We start from the raw sequence: 20,404 nt of genomic DNA on the forward strand, positions 1-20,404 counted from the left end.
CTATTTATACTATACTGATTTGCAAGTTCGGAAGAAAAGAGGGTCGTTTTTAACGTTTTTGTCGAATGAGTTTCACTTTTTGAGGTCGAAAAGTAAAACTCATAAGTTTAAGAGCTGCTTCTTTTTCGCTTCAAATTCCTCCGGCGTGATCACTCCCGCATCCATGAGGTTTTTGAATTTCAGGATTTCGTCGGCGGTGGAAGTTCCGGCCGACGGGATGACCTTCGGAGTGGATTCGTCAATACATTTGTCTAAAAAAGAACGGACGTGCACCAAAATGGCTTGATTCTTAAACATCTTTTGTTTTTTTCCTGAATATGTATTGAAACTGATTATCATATAAGTCTCTACATTTTTCTTCGTCGTTTCAGTTTTTGCAGTTGCTGCTCCAACAACAGCACCGGCGCCACCGAAGACCAAACCACCAACCGCCGCTCTTGTTATGCCACCTTTCGTTTTGGTAACAGTAGTTCCATCGGTTTCTTTGATTTCATAGCTATATACTTCATCGAATGAATATATGAATGTGTTTTTACTAGGAACTTTAGAAGGGTCAAAGTAAAAAAATCTATTCGTATCATCTATTGTGACAGAATCGCCAATTAATGAAATTAATTGATTTGTTTTTTTAAATCTTGAAATTCTTGAGTCGAATTCTTCTTTGTATTTTTTTAATGTTTCTGCATCGGTAGTCGCATAACTTATACAAACATTAGCGCAATCTTTGCAGGCATACCCGCCAGATATTGAAAATGTGTTAAATAGCCCCAATTTGTTTCCGCACACATCACATGTTCCCGCCATCTGATCACCTTCTAAAATAAAAATACATAAACTTATGAGAATAAATATTAAACGCTTGAAATATAAAATTAAAAACGAGGGCAAATTATTTAATATAATTCAAATAAATTAACTTCATTAAATATAGAAAATGATTGTAGGCTCCAAAAACACACAAAAACGATATGAGTCTTATCATCTCATGGGTGCTGTTAATGGAACATAAAGACATAGATAGTTTAAAAATGCGCGACACAATATTGGGTCTTGTTAGTCAAGGATTTAAATTTCCGTTCAATGAATTTTTTGAAATCTCACACAATATTGAAGTATACAGATTTGGTCATGATGTAAACAGCGCTGGTTTTAAGAACCACGAAACAACATACGAACGGGAATATCAAAACAGTTCAAAACCGTATCCTGCTGATATTTTATATTGCTGTGCACTTTCATGTTATGCATCGAAAGAGTCTGCGGAACTTAGATTAAAAAGTATAATGAAAAGACACAAAAAACGCCAATTAAAAATAGGAAATGGTTTATTACATGGCGTTCTTGCTATCGGTGACGGGTATATCTCTGAATTAGATGAGTTTACTCATTTTGATTTTTATCAGAAGGCCTGTTGCGACATGTATTCTAAATTTAAATTTTTAGAAATAATAAGCCCGACTGGTGACTTCAATGATGGAACGAATTGAGAATGCTAAAATCCCCGATTTCAAAAATTTGATAAAAATCGGAGATTTGGAGTGGTTCGAAGGACCTCTGTTGTCTCATTTCATGTCTCCTGATAAAACGGATTATCTTTTCTATTGGGCGGACGTGTGTGAAACTGTTGAGTTTGAGAAGTGGATTGTAATCCCTACAAACGAATATTTGATAGATTCGTATCTCGAAAAACAAATTTCGTTAAAAGAGATCATATTGAAAGCGACGAACGGAATTTCTTTTTCTGTGGAAGTTAATAAATATTTAGATTATAGAAATGTCTTCGCGTTTTATATTGATACAATAGATCCAGATTATCTTCCAGACGACGATTGTTATCACGATTTTGAAGTAAGAGATTATTCAAGCATAACATATCTGTCAAAAAAGAATGAATCGGGCGTTTTAGAAATTAAAATTTCCGGGGGTGACATCAAAAGAGCCGAAATGAAATTCTCTAACTACTCCGACGCGCTTGACAGACTAAAAACTATCTTTAATGGACTAACGAACGATTTTGTGGACTACGTTGAGTCGATGTTTTTTAGCTCTAAACTTAATTCGTTTGAGCGGCAACTGTTGCAACAAAAATCTTCATTTGATATTTTTGTGGAAAAATCCGGTTCATTTAAGATTTATCTCAAACCACAATCGAAGCAAATACAACTTCAGAGCGGTTCTAAAGAATACACGGACGAGTTTGCAAATGAGATGTTAATGCTCATGGCGTCGGGCCTTCATAACAATATTGAAGTTTTCGAACATTTTGAAAAGTTATACAACACAGACATCTTGGATAAATACTTGTCATTGGCACGATTTATAAAAACTAATCAATACGATCTTGATTTTGTATGGTACAATTCAAATACAGGTTATCGAAAAATAGACAAGATCTTGAAACAAGATGCAGATATGATCATTCAAAACGTTGTCTCATATAAAACAAAACCGCCACGCGAAATCTCAAAGACCGGGCGTTTTAGAATGTTGGATGTAAAAACAGGCAGTTTTGCATTTATCAACAGCGAAGACGAAAATGATGTTGTTGATGGGCGTTATGGAGGTACAAATAAGGAACCGCTAATTCAGATAAAATTCGACAAAATATATTCAATAAATTTGGAAATCTCTTTTGATACTAACGGGAAAGAAAAAAAATATCTGAAAAGTTTTCAGGAAATTTGATGCGACGGTATTTATTAAACCCTTTTCAGAAAACAGTTTACGTCCCAACCCACAAATCAGTATAGTATAAATAGTATTATGTTCTGTTATACATCAGCAAGTTCGGTCGAGTGGCGTCAAACACTAAAAGGGTCTGTAAAAGAAGGTTTTCTTCGTACCGGGCCTTTCTGATAATCAGACAGACTCTGAGGCCGAACTTCTAAACATTATTCTTTTCAATGGCAAAACAGAAACCTGTAAAAACAGGTTCAAGCGGAATTCAGGGGTTCGACTCCCTTCCTTTTTTTTCTTTTCTCTTTTTTTAAAAGATTATTTATATGATGTGAGCATATACTCAGTATTCACAGCTTCGTCGCTGTCGAATATAATCTAACAAAAAGTCAGGCATGATAAAATGACATCTAAATCAGACAGCGTTAGCTACGCTCAAAACTTTGAGAAGATGCACACCCTCTTCTCCGGTACCGCCGCCGATCTCCGCCCATTTTCAGAAGCGGGCGTCAATCAATCTTCTTCAAATGATCTGCAACTACCCGAATACGAGTTCGTCCGAAACCGAAAGCGGGACATAAACGACTTGAAAGCCGGCGATGTTGCATTTTACGAAAGAAGCAGAGATGGAAAAACCGTATGTTATTTGATTGAAGACGTTTTCCCGTTTTTTCCGGACGGATCCGACTTGCAAAATGCAGAACGGATCGTCGTTGCTTCGGAACTGATCCGCGGCGAAAAAGACGGAGGAACGGTACTCCAAATCTTCAACGCGCGGTTTTTGGGCGGCGAGGCCGGAGTGGATTTGTATTACCGAGCCAAAACCTCCCGAAACGGAATTGAGAAATCTGTTGCTACGAGACAGAAACTCAATGCTGAGAAAATGATGGCGGGGGCAGTATGAATGATATGTAAAGACGATGTGCATGCTCTTTTTGAATACCTTGAATCGAAAGAGCCGAATCGCTCCGGAATTAAAGCGGTGACAGAGAAGGAATTTTGTGAAAAGTTTAATAAAAACAAATATGATGTTCCCGCCGCGTTTAACGGTACCGTAGTGAATTATCCGTCGGCATATATTGCACATGGTGGCGAGTCGATCGGGTGCATACTCTGCATTAATGTTAATGCTAATGAACAGACCAACCGGGTTTCGGCTAATGAGCTCATTTCATTCAACGAACTCCGGCGAAAAACATTCCTTGCCGAAGGCCGTGCAGAACCAACCGCCTATGGGTGCAAATATGTTTTGATAAAAAATATTGCCTCCGCTCTTTGCATTTCCGAAGAGAAGGCAAAAGAGTTTATCAAAAAAGAAGCTGGCGGTCATATTCTCGGACATTTTGTAGCCCATGAAGGCGAAGTGTTCGTAATCGGGGGTGAGTTCTTTGACTGAAATTGAACTTCCCGGATATGATTACGATTTTTGTGAGAAACTGTTCCTTGAATCGCTCTCCAAAAAGGATTCCGAATTCGGGTGCGTTTTTGTTCCGGTCACTGGTGTCTCGAAGATGATTTGCACAGACTGGATTACGGCGGCTGACTTCCTCGAATCGTTTTTGATAAAACATGAAAATGATGCAGTCCACACTGAAATCGAATTGACGGGAGTGGGGATGAAAGTCAACGTTGATGTGCTGATTATCCGGAGGAGCTTATGTGAAACGGAGGCGGCTCAATGATGGAACTCTCGAACCCGGAAACAAGACGGATGTTTTCGAAATTGTCGCTTGATGAGAAAAACATTACAGTTGACACCGAAACAGTTGAACTCATGAACAAACTCGGAAATTTTGAGAACAACGCCGTCGACCTGAAAGGCGAACTCTCTGAATTAACCCTCATGGCGGCCGGTGTGTCAGCCACTGTTGGTGGCGCCGGCATTGATGTCCTTGTCAAAGAGATCGTGTCTCTGAAACAAGAAAATGAGACGCTGCGAAAAATGGTCGTACGATTGAACACGGAAGTTGGCGACCTGTGGGCTGCCCGGAAAGACGACCATCAGCGCGCCGTCATGACAGGATATGCAACCGGTGTGACCGAATTGGACGGATGGTCACCTGAAGAAATCGAATTCGGTTTGAAAAAATACGGCCTCATTGATAAATCTGAGGTTTCGCATTCGGCTGAACAGTTGTTGGAAATGGTCTACAAGGCAAAACCGAACGAATTTGAGCAGAAATTTATAACCTCCTCAGACGCAAGAAAACATTTCCGGTTTGGTGATGATCGGAAAGCGGCGCAACGATTATTCAACAAAACTGTTGAAAAATATGGGCATCTTGTGTACCTTGACAAGAACAAGAGAGGAGAATCAATAATCGTGTTGCGGAGGTAACTCCGTGGCAAATGCCACGATATTGCCACGCCGTGGCACCATGCCACGCGATCCGTGGCAGCCACGCCACGCAAAACCAAAAGTAAAGCTGTAAATTGGAGAGAAATTTGATGTGAGTATATAAAGAACGGGATTTTTAAGGACAAAATAAAATCCGAACTGATTAAAAAATCTTGGTTTAGAAAAATCAAGTCAATAATATAATATTCATTTTAATATTATATTATAGATATTATATACAATTAGTAGATAATATTTCAATAAATTTTAATCAAACTGATTTTAATCACCCGCCCCACGCTTGCAGAAGCGTGGCGTGGCTGCCACGGCAAATGAACTATGCCACGCCAAATAAAAAAGTCCCTCCTGTTCTTGAACTCCATCTGAAACGAAGGTTAAAATGGAAGACTTTCAAAAAACAAAGGAATTTGAGAAGATTTTCAACAAACTCCGGGACAGAAATTCCGGTTGGAAAATCTGGGATGATTTTGTCACGATGTCGGCAATTGCAATCTCAAACAGAGTTGATTCCGAACAATCCGGAAAGAGAGAGACAGAATACATGCGGATTGTCAAGCAGTATTCTGCGGAGGACCTGAACCGGTTTGCCGAGCTCTTTGCAATTACTGTGTTGGCCTTTGAATCAGATCCGAATCAGGATTTCTTAGGCGCTCTGTACATGCAACTGGAGCTCTCAAATGTTCAGACCGGTCAGTTCTTCACACCGTACCATATCTGCGAACTTGCCGCGAAGCTGAACACCAAAGGTATTGAAAACGAACGCGTCCCGATTTCCGTTCTTGAGCCGGCCGCCGGCGCGGGCGGGATGATTATTGCGTTTGCAAACGCAGTCCGAGAAAAAGGAATCAATTACCAGGACGCCGTTTTCTTTGAGGCGTGGGACATCGACAAAACGGTGGCGATGATGTGCTACATTCAAATGTCGCTTTTGGGAATGACCGGAATCGTGGTGGTTGGCAATACATTATCCAAAGAAGTCTATGAGAAATGGTTTACGCCAATGATTTTTACGAACCATTGGCATTTCCGGCGGTTCGTTACCGGCATTCTTGATGACTGCAATTCGAAACCTGATTTTGAAACCCCCGTTTTGGAACCAAAATCCATTTCGGAGCCGCCGTTGCCTGTTGAAATCAAACAAGAATCGCATCGACTCATTATCAAATCAATTTTTGATTTTCAATGATAGAAAAATATAAATAATAATATTACATTTTTAAATTGACAATCTTATTAAGCAAGAAAAAACAGCGTGAGGAATATGAATGATAAATGAAGAAAATTGCAAAAACGCAGAGAATTATTTTACACGATTGTACTCAATCGGCGTCTCTGACAAAATTGAGAAGAAAACAATTGAAAACGAAAAGAAGGGAACGAAAAGAACTCTTTCTTACCTCTCTTGGTCGTTTGCGTGGGGCGAACTTAAAAAGTTGCATCCGGAAGCGAAATACAAAGTTTACGAAACTGAAAACAGTGTCCCGTATTTCACAGACGGACGATTCGGTTGGGTAAAAGTTTCCGTGTCGATCCGACCGACGCCGGACGCGGAGTTTCTGAAACACAAGGAAATCCTTCCGATTATGGATTATTCGCACCAGCCGATTCCTGCGGACAAAATCACTTCCAGCGATTTTAATACGGCAATTCAACGCGCACTGACAAAGGCGATTGCACGTCACGGACTCGGGCTTTCTGTTTATGAAGGAGAGGACATGCCCGGCGGTCAAAAACAAAGTGTGCAGGCTCCGAAAGCCGCACCGAAAACGACCGCAGAATCTCCGGAAATTGCGGAGAGAAACCGCCGGATTGAGGAAAAAAGAGTGAAGCATGAAGGAAAAGCACAGACAGAAGGAGTTGCTTAATTTATGCGGCCGGTTTTTGAAATCAAGAGGGAAGAGCCGTTGATGCGGGAATCTGTTGTCCGCAAATACGATTCTTTAAAAGAATGCGAAAAGGAAACAGGCATTCCTGCCAGAAAGATTTCAAAAGCCGGCGTTAAAGGATTCAAAACAGAAGACGGCAAAATCCTTCGGTGTGATAAACCGTGAACGAGGAATTCGGATATTCCGACCAGCGGGTGGATTACATCCGAGAAATCGGATTCAAGGAAGCAGTTGAGATTTTGGATTATATTTTTTCTGTTCAGATTACTCAAATCGGGCAGGATTCCGTCATTCAATATCTGTATGACGAAACGAAGAATCTCAACATAATCATTCACGGGACACAGCGGAACATGAATAAAATTGAGGAATCGAAAGGGAAGGAAAAAGCTGCCGGCGTCATGTCGACGCTTGAGAGAAATATCCCTGCTCGGAAAACCGAAATCCTTGATTTCATGATTCAAAAACTGAATTCAGAAGATTATAATTTGGCAGATTTGGAACGGAACGAGCTCATTTCCAAAATCGGAAAGTTGAAAGACCGTGTTTGGAAGGCGATGTACATTTCGATGGAGGTCAATTATAACGCGACCGGAAAAGCGCCGTTTGAAAGTTCCGTTTTCGGGAAAAGGTTTGGGTGAAAGAATGAACAAAATTTTTGAAAAATTTAGAGATATGCTCAGTGCGAAATTTGAATCAATCGATGACGATTTGTGCGAAGACGAACGCGGAGAAGACTATTGGAAACGAAGTGAAATTTGTATCTATCTCGGCAATGAAAAAATCTGTACGGCGGTTATTGATAACAAATGTACTCCCAACAGTGTGAGAGGATTCAGGCAAAACGAACTGGATTGCGTTTTGCGTCAGGAACTTACATCATGAAGGTGTTTTGAATGAAAGTAATGCTTAAAACAGAATGGGCCGAGAAATCTCCCCTCGGAAATGAAATCCTGTATTTCGAAGAGTCGTGGGAGAAACTGAACCTTCAGGAGGCGAGAAGCAAGGTTCAAGGGATTTTTTTCCGCGAAAACGCCGTGAAGGTCAAATACCGTATTCTCGGCATTCGGACAAGGTTTGCAGACGAAGAAGCATGCGAAGTGGATAAAACGAATTGTTGGATTCGCGCAAACGCCAATTATGAGGATTTTAAAATCTGCAACGATCCGTGCATGAAGACCATAACGGATTTTAGAGAGGATAAAACATACAGGCGCAGATACGCGCGTGTTTCTGAATTTATAAAAATTGGATTGGATACAAAACAGAAAATTGAAGAGCTGAAAAGATACGGGGGAATTGTTTGGTTTTCAAAAGAAAACAATACAAAGAAGTTGTTGAAAGTTATCGAAATTCTGGATGAATCTGAACACGGTACTGTTGAGAATGCCGTTTTTGTTGTATTAGTGACAGATGGCCAAAAACTCCACTCTTTGAATTTTGTTGCAGGAGATGAAGCGTGGTTGCATATCTGCAAACAAGAATGGGGGATTTGGAATTGAAACGTCTCTCTCCTCTGAATTGGATTGGCGGAAAATCTTCTCACTTGGATTTTATTTTTTCCAATTTTCCGTCCGAACACCTCCATTTCATTGATGTGTTCGGCGGCTCCGGTGCCGTTCTCCTGAATAAACAACCGTCTCAAATCGAAACGTACAATGACATCAACGAAAATCTTGTGTCATACTTTCGGATGATGCGAGATCGTCCGGATGAGCTTTCGAGACGGATTCAGCTCACGCCCTATTCGCGTCGCGAGTTTGAGAACTGCATTCGCATTCTCAAGAATCCGTCCAGCCCCGAAATTGAGAAAGCGCGAGCGTTTTTCACTGTTGCCAATCAGAGCTTCCATCAAAACGTTTCCTGTTTGGGAACCGGAAGTTGGAAGGTGTGCATTAATGACGTTGCCGGCGGCACGAGTTCAGCGGTTTCGAAATACCATTCGAAAATCAAAATGTTGCCGGCGGTTTCTGATCGGCTCAAAAACGTTCAGATTGAATGCGCCGATTTCAGGAAAATCATTAAGAGATACGATTCAGAAACTTCTTTCTTTTATGTGGACCCACCGTATCCGCACGAATCCCGCGCAAAACGGGATTTGTATGAATTTGAGATGAATCGAGAACAACATATCGAATTGCTCGACATGTTAAACTCCATGGAGGGGGGGGCGCTCGTTTCTACGTATCAGAACGATTTGTATGATTCCGAATTGAAAAATTGGATAAAAATCATAGGTCAGGAGAAACGGCTGCCGTCGAGTTCGAAAGGAAGAAAAGAAAGTGAAATTTTGTTTAGAAATTATGATATTTGAGGAGGGGGGGGAAATGATTACGAAAGAGCTTGCCATTAAATTATCAGAATTAAATTGGTGGAAATCTGTGTCAGCTGAATGTATTGTAAAGTTTCAGCTGTATGAGCCACGACTGTGTATGCAGTTCCAAGATTTTCACGAAGCCGTTGAAACTGTATTGGAAAGACCGGTGTTCTCTCACGAATTCGCATTTTCGGATTCGCTGAGGACGGAATTTGAGAAAAAATACAATTTTGATCCGAAGGCGGTTCAGAGTGATTAATCTAAAAGAACGAGTGAAAGGAGTGAGATTATGGTAACTTATTCCAAATTGGGGAGCCTGTTCGACGGCGCCGGTGTTTTCCCCCTTGCTGCAAATATGTGCGGGCTCAATCCAGTTTGGGCAAGCGAAATCGAGCCGTTCCCAATCGCCGTCACAAAAAAGCGGTTCCCGAATATGAACCACTTAGGGGATGTGACAAAAATAAACGGTGCTGGGATTGAGCCCGTCGACGTCATCACGTTTGGTTCACCGTGCCAGGATGTTTCCGTTGCTGGCAAAATGGATGGCCTCCGAGATGGAACGCGCTCAAGTCTGTTTTTTGAAGCAATCCGAATAATTAAAGAAATGAGGGAAAATACTGATGCAGAGCAACCTAGATTTGTGGTGTGGGAAAACGTCCCGGGAGCGCTCCAATCAAACGACGGAGACGATTTCAGAACAGTCCTCGAAGAACTCGCAAAAATCGGCGACCGGAATTGTTCTGTTCCTGAATCTCCGATCAAATCCGGAAATCGCCAAAAATGGCCGACTGCCGGACAAATTCTGGGAGACGGTTTCTCTGTCGCATGGCGCGTGCTCGATGCTCAATTTTGGGGAGTCCCCCAGGCACGCCGAAGAGTTTTCGTTGTCGCAGATTTTGGCCGAATGGATAACGATTGTGCCGGACGAGTATTATTTGTCCGAGAGGGCCTGTCGAGGAATTTTGCGTCAATCCGAAGAGCATGGGAAGAAGATACCGGACCGTTTGATGACGGTCCTGTCGGAGCAAGCGAAGCGCTGATAGAGGTAAACGAAGAGACCGGGACAGTGACCATAAACGAAAGCGTTTATCGGACTATAAATCTGTACACGGGGGAAGGTAATAGCGTCCCGAAAATCCCTGACGCGGGTAGAGTTAGAAGAATGAGTCCGGTCGAATGTGCTATGTTAATGGGAATGCCGTCGTGGTGGACGGCAGATGTTGATGGGCCGTTCACTGAAAAGGTTGAGTACAAAATGTGGGGAAACAGTGTTGCGCTTCCGTGTGTTTTATATGTGATTGAAGGCGTCGCGAGAGAGCTTTACAAGAGCAACGACGCGTTTGTAAGTTACGATGTACTCGTCCCGGCCGTGAGAGAAGTTCATTATTATGAATATAAAGAACAAGAGCGATCAGCTACGCTGAAAGCAAGTGGCGGGACATTCGGGGGCGGGTCTGAAACGTTAGTTATTGAGAATAATTATCCGATTTTTAAAAAAATATAAATAATAATATTACCTTTTAAAATTGACAATCTTAAAAAGCAGGAATACGAATGAACAAAGAAGAGCTTTCAGAAAAATTAAGAAAACACAAAGAATGGCTGGACGATTATCGTCGTGGAAATGCGGATTATTCTGACTCGCGCAGGGCGAACTTGTCCGGGGCGAACTTGTCCGGGGCGAACTTGTCCAGGGCGAACTTGTCCGGGGCGAACTTGTCCGGGGCGAACTTGTCCGGGGCGAACTTGTACGGGGCGGACTTGTCCAGGGCGAACTTGTCCAGGGCGAACTTGTCCGGGGCGAACTTGTCCGGGGCGAACTTGTCCAGGGCGGACTTGTACGGGGCGATTTTAGTTAATGTGAATATTAACAAATGCCTAAATTTCGATAAAATTTCATTAGATTTTTCCGCATTTCCACTGCACTGCGGGTCTATCGGGATAACATGCAGTGACGGGCTCATTTATCAACTTATATACCACATATGTACCGCAAAAGTGGAATCGGATGACATTAAACAAATCCAAAAAGATTTAATTGGATTTGCTAATAAGTTCCACCGTGTTGGGGAATGTGGGAGTCTCCGCGTTGACGAAACCGGAAATATCTGCAGAGGTGACAAATGATTAACTCTGCCACCTCTGATTTTTATAAGTGTTACTCATGCCGAAACACATTTCCAGTTGAGGAAAAAACAGATTTTAAAATTCCGGCAGGGTCGGTACCGCTCTGTAAGAAGTGTAATGAGAATCCATATTATGTGCGCTTACTGTTGCGCTCCGATAAAAACGTTGTCAGCGACCTCAAAAATATAGAATGCGTCCGCCTTTTGAAAACAAGAGCTGGGAGCTTTCACGCACGGGTTGTCGGCGACACGGGGACAATTTGCGGGCTGCTCCTCAAAGACGAGTCGTATGAGCTCGGACCTGACATTGAGTATATCCTCCCGCGCCGGCAATTTTGCGGGACATGTGGGAAAAAAATCAGGCTTTCGAAAAAAGTAGTTGTGGAAACAAAGCCGTTGAAATCCCCTATAAAACGGCCGGTCGTTGTCAAAAAAGAGGATGGTTCATGCTATTATTGTAAATCGAAACAAAAACATATGGCCGACCGTGTCCGAATACACACAGAATTCGGGAAAGATGTTATAATCTGCATCGAATGCGATGAAAAAAACTACTCTGCCGTCCAAGAAAAAATGATTTCTGACAAAAAAATATCAAGAAACGGATCTGAAATTAAATGGAGACGATATCGGGACCAGCAAACGCATGCGTACCACCCCGGAACTGCTGAACCGGTGTGCAAGGCCGAATTTGCCCCGTACGCCACGAATTTTGACCCATTCCCGCCGGATGTAAAACCTTATCCCGTGTGCTCCGTGTGTAAAAAAATCACTGAAAAGATGAGAGGTGACCTTCGCTATGCCCAAAATCGCCTACAATGAAAAGGGGTTCAAGCAAGATTCCCTCGACTTGATTGATGAAATCAATGAAATAGTCGATGATTTCACCAATCAGGGATACACTTTGACGCTGAGGCAGGTTTACTACCAGCTTGTCTCAAGAGATTTTATTCGGAACAATGAGAAATCCTATAATCGCATCAAATATCTCGTCAACGACGGCCGGTTGGCAGGATTGATTGACTGGGAAGCAATTGTGGATAGAACACGCACACTCCGTAAGTTTCCAAGTTGGGACACCCCCGAAGATTTGCTTCGCGCGGCCGCCAACCAATATAAAGTCGACATGTGGGAAAACCAACCGGCACATGTCGAGGTATGGGTCGAAAAAGACGCGTTGATTGACATTGTCGCAAATGCATGTGAAGTGTACGATGTTCCGCACTTTTCTTGCAGGGGATATACGTCTCAATCGGAAATGTGGCAAGCAGCACAGCGATTCAGGAGCGCTGAAGAGCAAGGACGTGGAATCGTTGTCATTCACCTCGGGGACCACGACCCGTCCGGGATTGATATGAGCAGAGATATTGAAGACCGTTTGAATATGTTCGGCGCTGATGTCGTATTCAAACGAATTGCGCTGAATTGGGACCAAATTCTCGAATACACACCGCCTCCAAACCCGACAAAATTGACAGATTCGCGTTCGTCAGATTATGTCCGGAAATTTGGACATGAATGCTGGGAACTCGACGCATTGTCCCCTAACGTGATTGCCGGTTTAATCACAGATGAAATCGAAGAGTATATCGATTGGCCTCAGTGGAAAGATCAGAAGGCAAGAGAGGATTACGAGAAAAAGGCACTCAGTCAGATTGTTTATGAGTACTCCATAAAATCGACTGGCGGCGGCGAAAGAAGGACGTGCCGTTGCTATCAGTGCGAACGTGAGTTTCAGTACACCGATTCTGACATTTTGTTCTTTGAAAAATACGAACTCAATTGCCTCGTTTGTCCGGAGTGTAAAGAGCTCACAGAAGTTATTGACGCCGATGTTGCCCGAAAAGAACTTGAAAATGAATATGGAGTGGATTTTTAATGTTCGTTTTGCACCTCTACGAAGCGGGCTCCATTTCGGATGTTCCTGCCGGGTATTACGTGGATACAATCCGCCTTCGAGACGGTAGAACGAAACGGCTTGCTGAGAGATGTATTTCCAAACGGTCCCGGCGCTATAGGTCATTCAAAGGCGCCGAGACGAGGGGACGAAATCTAATGGAAATGTTTTCCGGGATTATTGTTGCAGTTGACATCGTTTAGATTGATATTTTGTTCAACGAGATTGGAAGACACCGTGTTAAGCCCAAGAAAATGAGAGGGCTTGAAAATAAACTCATAGAGCCGTTAAAGCAGATTGTCTAAAAATGAATCTAATCAAAAAAATAAAAGGAAGAGACATCATGGAAATTAAAGTAAGAAATTTTACAGCACACCCAATATTGATTTTTGACAATGAAAACAGACTGATTAAAACGTATGCAAGCGAAGGAACCGCCCGAATCAAAAAAGAGTTTGTTGAACGGCCGCCGATCGACGGCGTTCGGACAATTTCCTCGGATTTCGGAGAGATCGACGGGCTTCCGGAAAAGGAACCGAATACATATTTGATCGTCTCTTGGGTTGTCAAGAATTCCAGACGTGACAGAATCGATTTAATCTGTCCGGCTACGGACCCTCTGAACGCCGTTTGCGGGCCGGACGGGAAAATTCTCGGAACGCGGGCATTTCGGATGTGAGAGGAATGGGAAGTGACATTGTTATTTTCATGTGCAAAAAGTGCAAAGACGAAATATGGGCAACAGAAGATGAAGTAATCCGTTGGGCGAAAAAGGGATTGGGAGCTTTATGCCTCGACTGCGAATCATATTCGTGTGTCCCGAAAACAAAAAAAGACGAAGCGAAAGCAAAAGAGTATACGAAGCTCACAGAAAAGAGAGGAGTGGAGATTAAATGATATCGAGAGAAACAAAATGTCGTCTTGGATTGCATTTTTACATTTTTGTATTCCATTCAAACGAGTACAGGTGCCTGTATTGTTCAAAATGTATGAAATGAGGAGTGATGAAAATGACTTGTAATTGTTTAAAAGAAATAAATGAAATATTCAAAAAAAGACCGGAATTATTCAAAGTTAAAAAAGATGAAAAATTGGAAAGAGTATATTTTGATGGTGAGGCTATTTTATTCGGCGAAACGGCGACTTATACGACAGTTGCGCTTCCTCTTGTCGGAACTATCAGAAAATCCGACGGAACTTCGAGAAAAACCAAATTTCACAATTATGTCTGCACTTATTGTCCGATTTGTGGAAAGTTTTTGAATCCGGACAAAGAAGCCTCAAATTGAGGAGTTTACGGAGTAACGATTATGAGAATAAACAAACAAAAAAAAGAACAATTGAAAGAGATTTCAGAAGCGGCGAAAGCTCTTGAACTTTTATTACATCAGCTTTGGGTTGATGATAATAAAAATGCAATCGGTCAAAGTTCAGACCCTGTTTTAAACATTGAAACAGCAGAGGGGGAAACCGTTGAACTTTCATTAGCAGACCTTTCGGATTTTGAGCCTTTAAAAGAAGCATATTTGAGAATATAAAATGAGGAGTGAGAGGAATGGATTTTATAATAACGCACAAATGCGGACACGTTGTTGAGCATGAAATATTTATCAAAACCACAAAAAGGAGAGTTGCCGAACGCGCAACTCTCCGAAATCAAAATTGTCAAAAATGTCAAGAAACGATGACGGATTCCATCGAAAATATGATTTATGTGAATTATATGATTGGAGACATTGAGGACGCTTGCGACAAACATGGAATAAAACGGTATAGCGGAAAACGGAAACTGGACCGCCACACTCTCGAAAAGAACCTAATCGAACATTTAAAAAAATACGGCACCCCCTCTGATTTTGGATGTGTGAATTATGACTAAAACCGATGAAATATTACACACAATTATGCGTGTTCGCACGATGCCGCGAGCAGGATGGTTGCAAAAAGGATCGAGAAAAAGATCGAACGAAACTGTTGAGGTAAGTAGAGAAGCAGCAGTCGATGTGTTGGAAAAATACATAGGGGCCCAAATTCACGCGGATGGTTATTTTGCCCTACGAACTCTCATGTCCGAACTGGCAGACGGGGAGCACGACGCTGTCGTCTGCGATGAGTGCGGCGGGATTTATCAGCATGGATGGATGGAGGATGGAAAATGTCTATACTGTTTTGCAATATGGGGGCAGAATGGTCCATAATGCATGCGGTGTAAAAAACATGAAGAGGAGATCAAAATCAAAAAGAACTGAAACTTACGTCACCGGTTCTGAAGAAGATGACGACCTGGTTCAACAAGTCGAAGAATGGATTAAAGAAGATTGTGGTTTTCCTTCCAAACACGATTGGAAGTGCCAAAAATGCGGTAAAAATACAAATGAATTATTTAAAGTCGGCTCTGGAGTTCTGTGCCAGAAATGTTGGGTTTCACAGACTATACAAACTAAATGAGGAAGAGATATGATTGAACATTTTATTGAGGAGTGAAAGGAATGAGTGGAATGATTGAACATTTTATTGAGTATTGTGTGATAGGTGCCGGGCTTACGACAGGCGTTTTGGTCGTTTGTGTTGTAATATTCTTATTGATATTGATTTTGTTGTTCTTGTGGGCACTCGTTAGCATACTCATCGAGCACGTTAACGGTAGACGACGAAAAAAAAGAATTGAGGAATTAGAAGCAGATTTCCCGAAGGGTGAAAAGTGATGTTTGATGTTGTTATTGATTGTAGTCCCACACCGGGCAAAAATGGGATTAAACGGATTTGTAGTGTAACTGCAAAGATAAAACATACTGGGAAGCGTTTTGCGGGGGGGATCGAGAAAAGAAAATAGAGAGCCAGATTTCTTGAAAAAAGAACCGCATTGTATTTTTCCAGAATGTATATTGAAATTTACAGATACCGCGAAGAGAAAAAAAATCCGGGAGCACAAACTGTCCCGATTAAAAAACGTATGATTGTGAAGTGAAACGGTGACCTTAAAAACGATATTTGAAACGATCTTTTCTTTTTTAAAAACGGATTTCATTCCAATTCCGATCGGAAATCCGGAAAACGGATTTAGCAGTTACCCGAAGCAAGAGAAGCAGATATATTGGACCAAGACGGAAATGATTAATTTCCTTCGACGGGAGTTGAAATGCGATGACATTGTTGTCAATGACCAATATAAAATGCTTGTCGACAAAAAATGGTTCATGGCACAAGCAGAAACATTTGGTGTGAAGGAACTTGTATACAAATCCGACATAAATTTTGCGGAAGAAATCGCGAAAATCGAAAGTTCCGGAAAATCGGGGGAAGAAAAGGACGCTACAATCAAAGAACTGAAGGCAAAGAAAAACTTTGATTGCGAGGATTTCGCAACGCTGTTCAAAGGCCGTGCAGGAGAACTTGACGGCTTCCTCGCAGTCGGGAAGGTTGAAGGGAGCCGGCAAGACAAAAACGGCGTGTCGGCGCACGCATTCGACTACATCGTGACAACAGAAGAGGAGATCCTATTCATCGAACCCCAGACCAACGGAACATGGGGTCTCAAAACGAACACGTGGATCCCGTACCGGACAGAGATGTAAATCTGCCAAGGCAGATTTAACATTTCTCTGTTTAAAAAGAATACTGAGAGGATGGTTTTTGTATTATCTTCTGTGTCGTTTGTGTAAGCCAAAAACGAGTGCAAAAGACAACATTTATATAATCATATTCTTAAAATATAATTGTTGAAGGCGAGAATCTCGGAATAAAAAACGAACCCAAAAACGAATTCCGCGCTTGCCATTTGTGTTGCTTCATACCCCGTTGACAACCATTTAAGAACAAAAACGAATTCGCCTTCAACGATATTTCTTTTTTTGAAAATTATAATATCCTCCATAAATATTATATATTTTTGAGATGTTTTGATGCTAATGTTTCTTTAAGAAGCAGACTTTTTTAAAACCCTATTCGATATGGGCTTTGATCCTCATGTCGCCCTAAAGGGCGTCTGGAGGTGAAAAAATGAACATATCACAATTTCTAGTCGAAATAGGTGCCGGTTTGGTCGGTATCTTTGTTGGATCAGTTTTGATCTCGCTCGGAGTCCCGGAACCAGCTTCTGCAGGCACCGGAGTAGTCTAGTAGGCTGCCTTTAAAATGGCGGCTGCGAATTTAAAGGAGGCGTAAGCCTCCACTTTCAATTACCAAAATGGAGTAAATATATTTTTATATAAATCAGTCATATTGATTGATTTGCGGTCGGGGCAATATAACGCCGGGTAGATGCCCTACCCTCGCCCCGATTGCACACCCTGATTTTAATTTTTCTGAACTTTTGACCAAAATCCGGCGATTCCTGATTTAATTTTAATCCAAATTACATCAAGTATACCGGATTTTTCAATAAAATCGATGTAAGGATAGATAGAATCTCCGATCAGTTCAATAGCTTCAAGAACTTGTTTCTTCTCTTCTTCTGTGAATTTTCCGTCATCTGCCGCCTTTTTAATCACAAGGCATGAATCGTAAATTTTGTCCATGTCTTCGCGGACGTTGCGTCCGGTCTTTTTGGAGTAATAGTTAATCACGATAGAAGTGATAACGATCGCTCCGATCATCAATGCGATGTAAATCATCTGTTCGATAGTCATTTTTTATCATCCGTTTTTTCGTTTTTTTGTTTCGGAGCGTGATACGTTTGTATCACGTTTTTGAGAGGTGCCGGAATCGGCAGCCCTAATACGATTGCGTGTTCTGTCAAAGACAGCAATTCATTGAAAATGAATGCGAAAATAACAGCTTCGCGCAAGTAACTCGTATTCATCAGCTCATCCAGTCGGTATGCCGCGAGAACAAGAAATAAAATGAAGAACTTCTGCATCAATCCCCTGCCCATCGCAACCGATGACAGAAAGCCCGTTTCTGTTTTTGTTGATAGGCCCAAAGCTGCCAAACCGGTGCCGGTAATAAAATCGGCGGTTGCAAAGATACAAAGCGTCATGAGCGCAAAATCCCACCCACCGAGACACCCCCCGATGAATGCACCGACTGCCGCTCCTGCCGCTAAAATTGTTAATTTCATGTCGTCCATCAAATAACGCCTATCATGTTCGTTTTTTAGAATATTCGAAAAATAAAAATCGGATGCCGCCGATTTTTATTTTAATTTAGTTAAGATATTTTTGTATTTATTGTTATCCTCGTCACACGATGACGTATGTTTCGCCGATAGATTTTTCCCGGATTCTGAACCAATGGAAAACTTTCGCTTCCCCGCCTGTGTAAAATATAATATTTTTCACAGATGGGCGGGTTCTTGTAACTTCATTTGATTCGTATTTTTGGTGCGTTGTTAAATCGTACCAGTGCGCTTTCGTTGTAGTGGCACCGGATTCCCAACCAAGAATTGCCGGGCAGGGATATGGGATTGCAGTAGGCGAGCTGTAGTTAACAAAATTGCTTACGGTGCTTAACGCGATGTTCATGACTTGAACATAATACGATGCTCTTGCATTTATGCCGTCTACCGTCGTTGATGCGGAGCCTGTTGTATTCCCGGACGTGATGCTGAAATACAACCCTTTGTTGTCACCGTCTCCGCTGCCACCTGTAATTCTGTTGAGAGTGGCAAACACTTCAACCGTCTTGTCTGTGTAATCCGGAAGCGCGCTCGCATTCGGAAGCATGAATCCATTATAGCCCGCCGTTATGCCTGCAACGCGGGAGAAATACGCGCCTGTGACAACGCCTCCGTATGTCGCGGAATACGCGAATCTGGACCCAGTCCAAGTCGTCGTCGTTGCGGCGGCGCCTTCATACCAACCGGCCGGCACGCCGGTTCTGAAATCATCAAAGCGGGTGAATCCGCAGTTTGCGGGTGCGCTTTTATCTGTATCTGATTTTGATATTGATATGTTGTTTGCGCCGGCGGCAAGTTGTAATTTCAGGGTGTACATGAAACCGGTGCTGTCCTGCCAATCCAGCATATGCGGAACTTTTTGACCGTTGAATTCGAAGTCCAAATATTGAGTACCGGCTGGCAACTCGCTCTTGTTTATCCAAATTGTTGTTTGATAATTCGAAGAAGATGCGATAGGAGCTGTAATGATGGCTGTTTTTAGAGGATTGCCTGTTTTTTTGTAATAGGCGCCGCCTTCTGTAATAAGCGCGGCCGTGTAGTCAGAATAGGTGAATCCGCCCTTAAATGACGACCTGTTGAAAACGCCGGTAGTTTCTGATTCCATGATAGATGTTAACTCTACATCATACTCAAATGACCCAGCCGACGGATCATTCGAGTATTGTACAGATTCTCGTGAGCCGAGATACAATGCCCCGTCACCGTTGAGGAAATTCGCACCTGATGTTTCTGCCTTTGGATTTAGTCCATTCACAACAAACGTCCATGAGGAATTATAGTTTGGAGCTGTGAACAAACTCCCACCTTTCCCGGCGTAATAGACGGCATTTTTATATTTCGTAACTGCCGCACCGACTGCCCATGTTGAACTTCCAGACTCATACGGCCCTGTTTTTTTCGTCCACGACGACGCGTTTGTTGAAACCATGTATGAATACGACGCAGGGTCACCTCCAGCAGCTATCCAATATGTGCCATCATAGTCGATTATACTACCTTCCATGTCCGAAGACGTGGTTACATTTGTAAAAGATGTGGGTGGTGTAGATGTAGAGTATCTCAACCCAGGGTCTGTGGTAGTTCCCTGGTTACTACTTCCGAGTACCCATCTGCCGCCGCCGTATTTAATACGGTTCATAAAAATTACTGATGAAGTGGTCGATGCTGTAGTTATTGTTGATTTCGTCCATGTTCCTCGTGGGTCTGCTGCATAAAAAACATATCCTTTCGTAGGGCTTCCTGTACCGCAGACGACCCAATATCCTCCCCCGTATTCAATGTCACGCAGACTTGTATTTATGCTGCCGGTCCCAAACATGGCCGCAAACGATTCGTTTGCGGTCCATTCTCCGAAAAGGTCGGTTGCGGTCGCAATGAATCCTCTGTATCCGATTGCAACGATTAAACCATCATCGCCGCGCTTTATGGCGGCGACTGTTGTGTTTTTGCTTTTGGCCAAATTGTATAGCTTCTCTAGACGGAACCATTCACCGCCTATACAGAAATCATCCACTCCTACCATAAAA

31 protein-coding genes are annotated in these 20,404 nt (G+C 42.3%); 27 read left to right on the forward strand and 4 right to left on the reverse strand.

Translation table 11 applies throughout. The annotated features are described in order from the left end of the window. Positions 1 to 99: 99 nt before the first annotated feature. Positions 100 to 804 carry an SHOCT domain-containing protein gene (locus tag MsAc7_RS08480; RefSeq protein WP_338102480.1) on the reverse strand — a complete coding sequence of 235 codons (705 nt, stop codon included), beginning with the start codon at positions 802 to 804 and terminating at the stop codon, positions 100 to 102. Positions 805 to 998: 194 nt separating this feature from the next. On the opposite strand from MsAc7_RS08480, the gene MsAc7_RS08485 reads away from it, so the two are divergent. From MsAc7_RS08485 to MsAc7_RS08615, 27 genes are all read left to right on the forward strand, one after another. Continuing rightward, a complete protein-coding gene (locus MsAc7_RS08485) occupies positions 999 to 1,487 on the forward strand; it encodes a hypothetical protein (protein ID WP_338102481.1) in 489 nt (162 codons plus the stop codon). Further along, positions 1,471 to 2,685: a hypothetical protein gene (locus MsAc7_RS08490; protein WP_338102482.1), complete on the forward strand. Its 1,215-nt coding sequence runs from the start codon at positions 1,471 to 1,473 to the stop codon at positions 2,683 to 2,685. The genes MsAc7_RS08485 and MsAc7_RS08490 overlap by 17 nt, the downstream gene beginning before the upstream one ends. Positions 2,686 to 3,079: 394 nt before the next feature. After that, positions 3,080 to 3,580, forward strand: coding sequence for a hypothetical protein (locus tag MsAc7_RS08495; protein WP_338102483.1), 501 nt, complete (start codon positions 3,080 to 3,082; stop codon positions 3,578 to 3,580). Then, the gene (locus tag MsAc7_RS08500; protein WP_338102484.1) at positions 3,581 to 4,072 is read left to right on the forward strand and encodes a hypothetical protein; all 492 of its coding nucleotides are present in this window, start codon (positions 3,581 to 3,583) and stop codon (positions 4,070 to 4,072) included. It abuts the gene before it with no gap. After that, complete coding sequence (locus tag MsAc7_RS08505; RefSeq protein WP_338102485.1) at positions 4,065 to 4,358, forward strand: hypothetical protein; 294 nt, start codon at positions 4,065 to 4,067, stop codon at positions 4,356 to 4,358. The genes MsAc7_RS08500 and MsAc7_RS08505 overlap by 8 nt, the downstream gene beginning before the upstream one ends. Then, positions 4,355 to 5,014 (forward strand): hypothetical protein, encoded by a 660-nt coding sequence (locus MsAc7_RS08510; RefSeq protein ID WP_338102486.1) that lies wholly within the window; start codon positions 4,355 to 4,357, stop codon positions 5,012 to 5,014. The genes MsAc7_RS08505 and MsAc7_RS08510 overlap by 4 nt, the downstream gene beginning before the upstream one ends. Positions 5,015 to 5,414: 400 nt before the next feature. Continuing rightward, positions 5,415 to 6,221 carry an N-6 DNA methylase gene (locus MsAc7_RS08515; protein ID WP_338102487.1) on the forward strand — a complete coding sequence of 269 codons (807 nt, stop codon included), beginning with the start codon at positions 5,415 to 5,417 and terminating at the stop codon, positions 6,219 to 6,221. A 79-nt stretch (positions 6,222 to 6,300) separates the two neighbouring features. After that, positions 6,301 to 6,900 carry a Sak single strand annealing protein gene (locus MsAc7_RS08520; RefSeq protein WP_338102488.1) on the forward strand — a complete coding sequence of 200 codons (600 nt, stop codon included), beginning with the start codon at positions 6,301 to 6,303 and terminating at the stop codon, positions 6,898 to 6,900. Positions 6,901 to 6,903: 3 nt separating this feature from the next. Then, entirely contained in the window at positions 6,904 to 7,086 is a 183-nt protein-coding gene (locus MsAc7_RS08525) for a hypothetical protein (protein ID WP_338102489.1), read from the forward strand. Next, positions 7,083 to 7,562, forward strand: a complete 480-nt coding sequence (locus tag MsAc7_RS08530) for a hypothetical protein (RefSeq protein WP_338102490.1) — start codon at positions 7,083 to 7,085, stop codon at positions 7,560 to 7,562. The genes MsAc7_RS08525 and MsAc7_RS08530 overlap by 4 nt, the downstream gene beginning before the upstream one ends. A 4-nt stretch (positions 7,563 to 7,566) precedes the next feature. Then, complete coding sequence (locus tag MsAc7_RS08535; protein ID WP_338102491.1) at positions 7,567 to 7,806, forward strand: hypothetical protein; 240 nt, start codon at positions 7,567 to 7,569, stop codon at positions 7,804 to 7,806. An 11-nt stretch (positions 7,807 to 7,817) separates the two neighbouring features. Continuing rightward, positions 7,818 to 8,423: a hypothetical protein gene (locus MsAc7_RS08540; protein ID WP_338102492.1), complete on the forward strand. Its 606-nt coding sequence runs from the start codon at positions 7,818 to 7,820 to the stop codon at positions 8,421 to 8,423. After that, the gene (locus tag MsAc7_RS08545; protein ID WP_338102493.1) at positions 8,381 to 9,235 is read left to right on the forward strand and encodes a DNA adenine methylase; all 855 of its coding nucleotides are present in this window, start codon (positions 8,381 to 8,383) and stop codon (positions 9,233 to 9,235) included. Before MsAc7_RS08540 ends, MsAc7_RS08545 begins: the two co-directional genes overlap by 43 nt. Before the next feature lie 13 nt (positions 9,236 to 9,248). After that, a complete protein-coding gene (locus MsAc7_RS08550) occupies positions 9,249 to 9,497 on the forward strand; it encodes a DUF7736 domain-containing protein (RefSeq protein ID WP_338102494.1) in 249 nt (82 codons plus the stop codon). 30 nt (positions 9,498 to 9,527) lie between these two features. After that, the gene (locus tag MsAc7_RS08555; protein ID WP_338102495.1) at positions 9,528 to 10,742 is read left to right on the forward strand and encodes a DNA cytosine methyltransferase; all 1,215 of its coding nucleotides are present in this window, start codon (positions 9,528 to 9,530) and stop codon (positions 10,740 to 10,742) included. Positions 10,743 to 10,792: 50 nt separating this feature from the next. Next, positions 10,793 to 11,365 carry a pentapeptide repeat-containing protein gene (locus tag MsAc7_RS08560; protein WP_338102496.1) on the forward strand — a complete coding sequence of 191 codons (573 nt, stop codon included), beginning with the start codon at positions 10,793 to 10,795 and terminating at the stop codon, positions 11,363 to 11,365. Continuing rightward, on the forward strand, positions 11,362 to 12,186 hold the full coding sequence (locus tag MsAc7_RS08565) for a hypothetical protein (protein ID WP_338102497.1): 825 nt from the start codon (positions 11,362 to 11,364) through the stop codon (positions 12,184 to 12,186). Before MsAc7_RS08560 ends, MsAc7_RS08565 begins: the two co-directional genes overlap by 4 nt. Continuing rightward, positions 12,164 to 13,243: a hypothetical protein gene (locus tag MsAc7_RS08570; protein WP_338102498.1), complete on the forward strand. Its 1,080-nt coding sequence runs from the start codon at positions 12,164 to 12,166 to the stop codon at positions 13,241 to 13,243. The genes MsAc7_RS08565 and MsAc7_RS08570 overlap by 23 nt, the downstream gene beginning before the upstream one ends. Next, the gene (locus MsAc7_RS08575) at positions 13,243 to 13,464 is read left to right on the forward strand and encodes a hypothetical protein (protein WP_338102499.1); all 222 of its coding nucleotides are present in this window, start codon (positions 13,243 to 13,245) and stop codon (positions 13,462 to 13,464) included. The genes MsAc7_RS08570 and MsAc7_RS08575 overlap by 1 nt, the downstream gene beginning before the upstream one ends. A gap of 140 nt (positions 13,465 to 13,604) precedes the next feature. Beyond that, positions 13,605 to 13,940: a hypothetical protein gene (locus tag MsAc7_RS08580; RefSeq protein ID WP_338102500.1), complete on the forward strand. Its 336-nt coding sequence runs from the start codon at positions 13,605 to 13,607 to the stop codon at positions 13,938 to 13,940. 5 nt (positions 13,941 to 13,945) lie between these two features. After that, on the forward strand, positions 13,946 to 14,158 hold the full coding sequence (locus tag MsAc7_RS08585) for a hypothetical protein (RefSeq protein ID WP_338102501.1): 213 nt from the start codon (positions 13,946 to 13,948) through the stop codon (positions 14,156 to 14,158). A 194-nt stretch (positions 14,159 to 14,352) separates the two neighbouring features. After that, complete coding sequence (locus tag MsAc7_RS08590; protein WP_338102502.1) at positions 14,353 to 14,550, forward strand: hypothetical protein; 198 nt, start codon at positions 14,353 to 14,355, stop codon at positions 14,548 to 14,550. A gap of 21 nt (positions 14,551 to 14,571) precedes the next feature. Continuing rightward, positions 14,572 to 14,799, forward strand: coding sequence for a hypothetical protein (locus MsAc7_RS08595; protein ID WP_338102503.1), 228 nt, complete (start codon positions 14,572 to 14,574; stop codon positions 14,797 to 14,799). 17 nt (positions 14,800 to 14,816) lie between these two features. Beyond that, positions 14,817 to 15,140, forward strand: coding sequence for a hypothetical protein (locus MsAc7_RS08600; protein ID WP_338102504.1), 324 nt, complete (start codon positions 14,817 to 14,819; stop codon positions 15,138 to 15,140). Between the two features lie 170 nt (positions 15,141 to 15,310). Further along, positions 15,311 to 15,709, forward strand: a complete 399-nt coding sequence (locus tag MsAc7_RS08605; RefSeq protein WP_338102505.1) for a hypothetical protein — start codon at positions 15,311 to 15,313, stop codon at positions 15,707 to 15,709. A gap of 41 nt (positions 15,710 to 15,750) precedes the next feature. After that, positions 15,751 to 15,966, forward strand: coding sequence for a hypothetical protein (locus MsAc7_RS08610; RefSeq protein ID WP_338102506.1), 216 nt, complete (start codon positions 15,751 to 15,753; stop codon positions 15,964 to 15,966). 267 nt (positions 15,967 to 16,233) lie between these two features. After that, complete coding sequence (locus MsAc7_RS08615; protein ID WP_338102507.1) at positions 16,234 to 16,836, forward strand: hypothetical protein; 603 nt, start codon at positions 16,234 to 16,236, stop codon at positions 16,834 to 16,836. Between the two features lie 720 nt (positions 16,837 to 17,556). Here MsAc7_RS08615 and MsAc7_RS08620 read toward each other — a convergent pair. The 3 genes from MsAc7_RS08620 to MsAc7_RS08630 all read right to left on the reverse strand — a co-directional run bounded on the left by MsAc7_RS08620 (position 17,557) and on the right by MsAc7_RS08630 (position 20,400). Beyond that, positions 17,557 to 17,889: a hypothetical protein gene (locus tag MsAc7_RS08620; protein WP_338102508.1), complete on the reverse strand. Its 333-nt coding sequence runs from the start codon at positions 17,887 to 17,889 to the stop codon at positions 17,557 to 17,559. After that, complete coding sequence (locus MsAc7_RS08625; protein WP_338102509.1) at positions 17,886 to 18,329, reverse strand: phage holin family protein; 444 nt, start codon at positions 18,327 to 18,329, stop codon at positions 17,886 to 17,888. The genes MsAc7_RS08620 and MsAc7_RS08625 overlap by 4 nt, the downstream gene beginning before the upstream one ends. A 112-nt stretch (positions 18,330 to 18,441) precedes the next feature. Further along, positions 18,442 to 20,400: a hypothetical protein gene (locus tag MsAc7_RS08630; RefSeq protein ID WP_338102510.1), complete on the reverse strand. Its 1,959-nt coding sequence runs from the start codon at positions 20,398 to 20,400 to the stop codon at positions 18,442 to 18,444. Between the last annotated feature and the right edge of the window lie 4 nt (positions 20,401 to 20,404).

It is taken from the genome of Methanolapillus millepedarum (genome assembly GCF_032594115.1).
Lineage (GTDB): Archaea > Halobacteriota > Methanosarcinia > Methanosarcinales > Methanosarcinaceae > Methanolapillus > Methanolapillus millepedarum.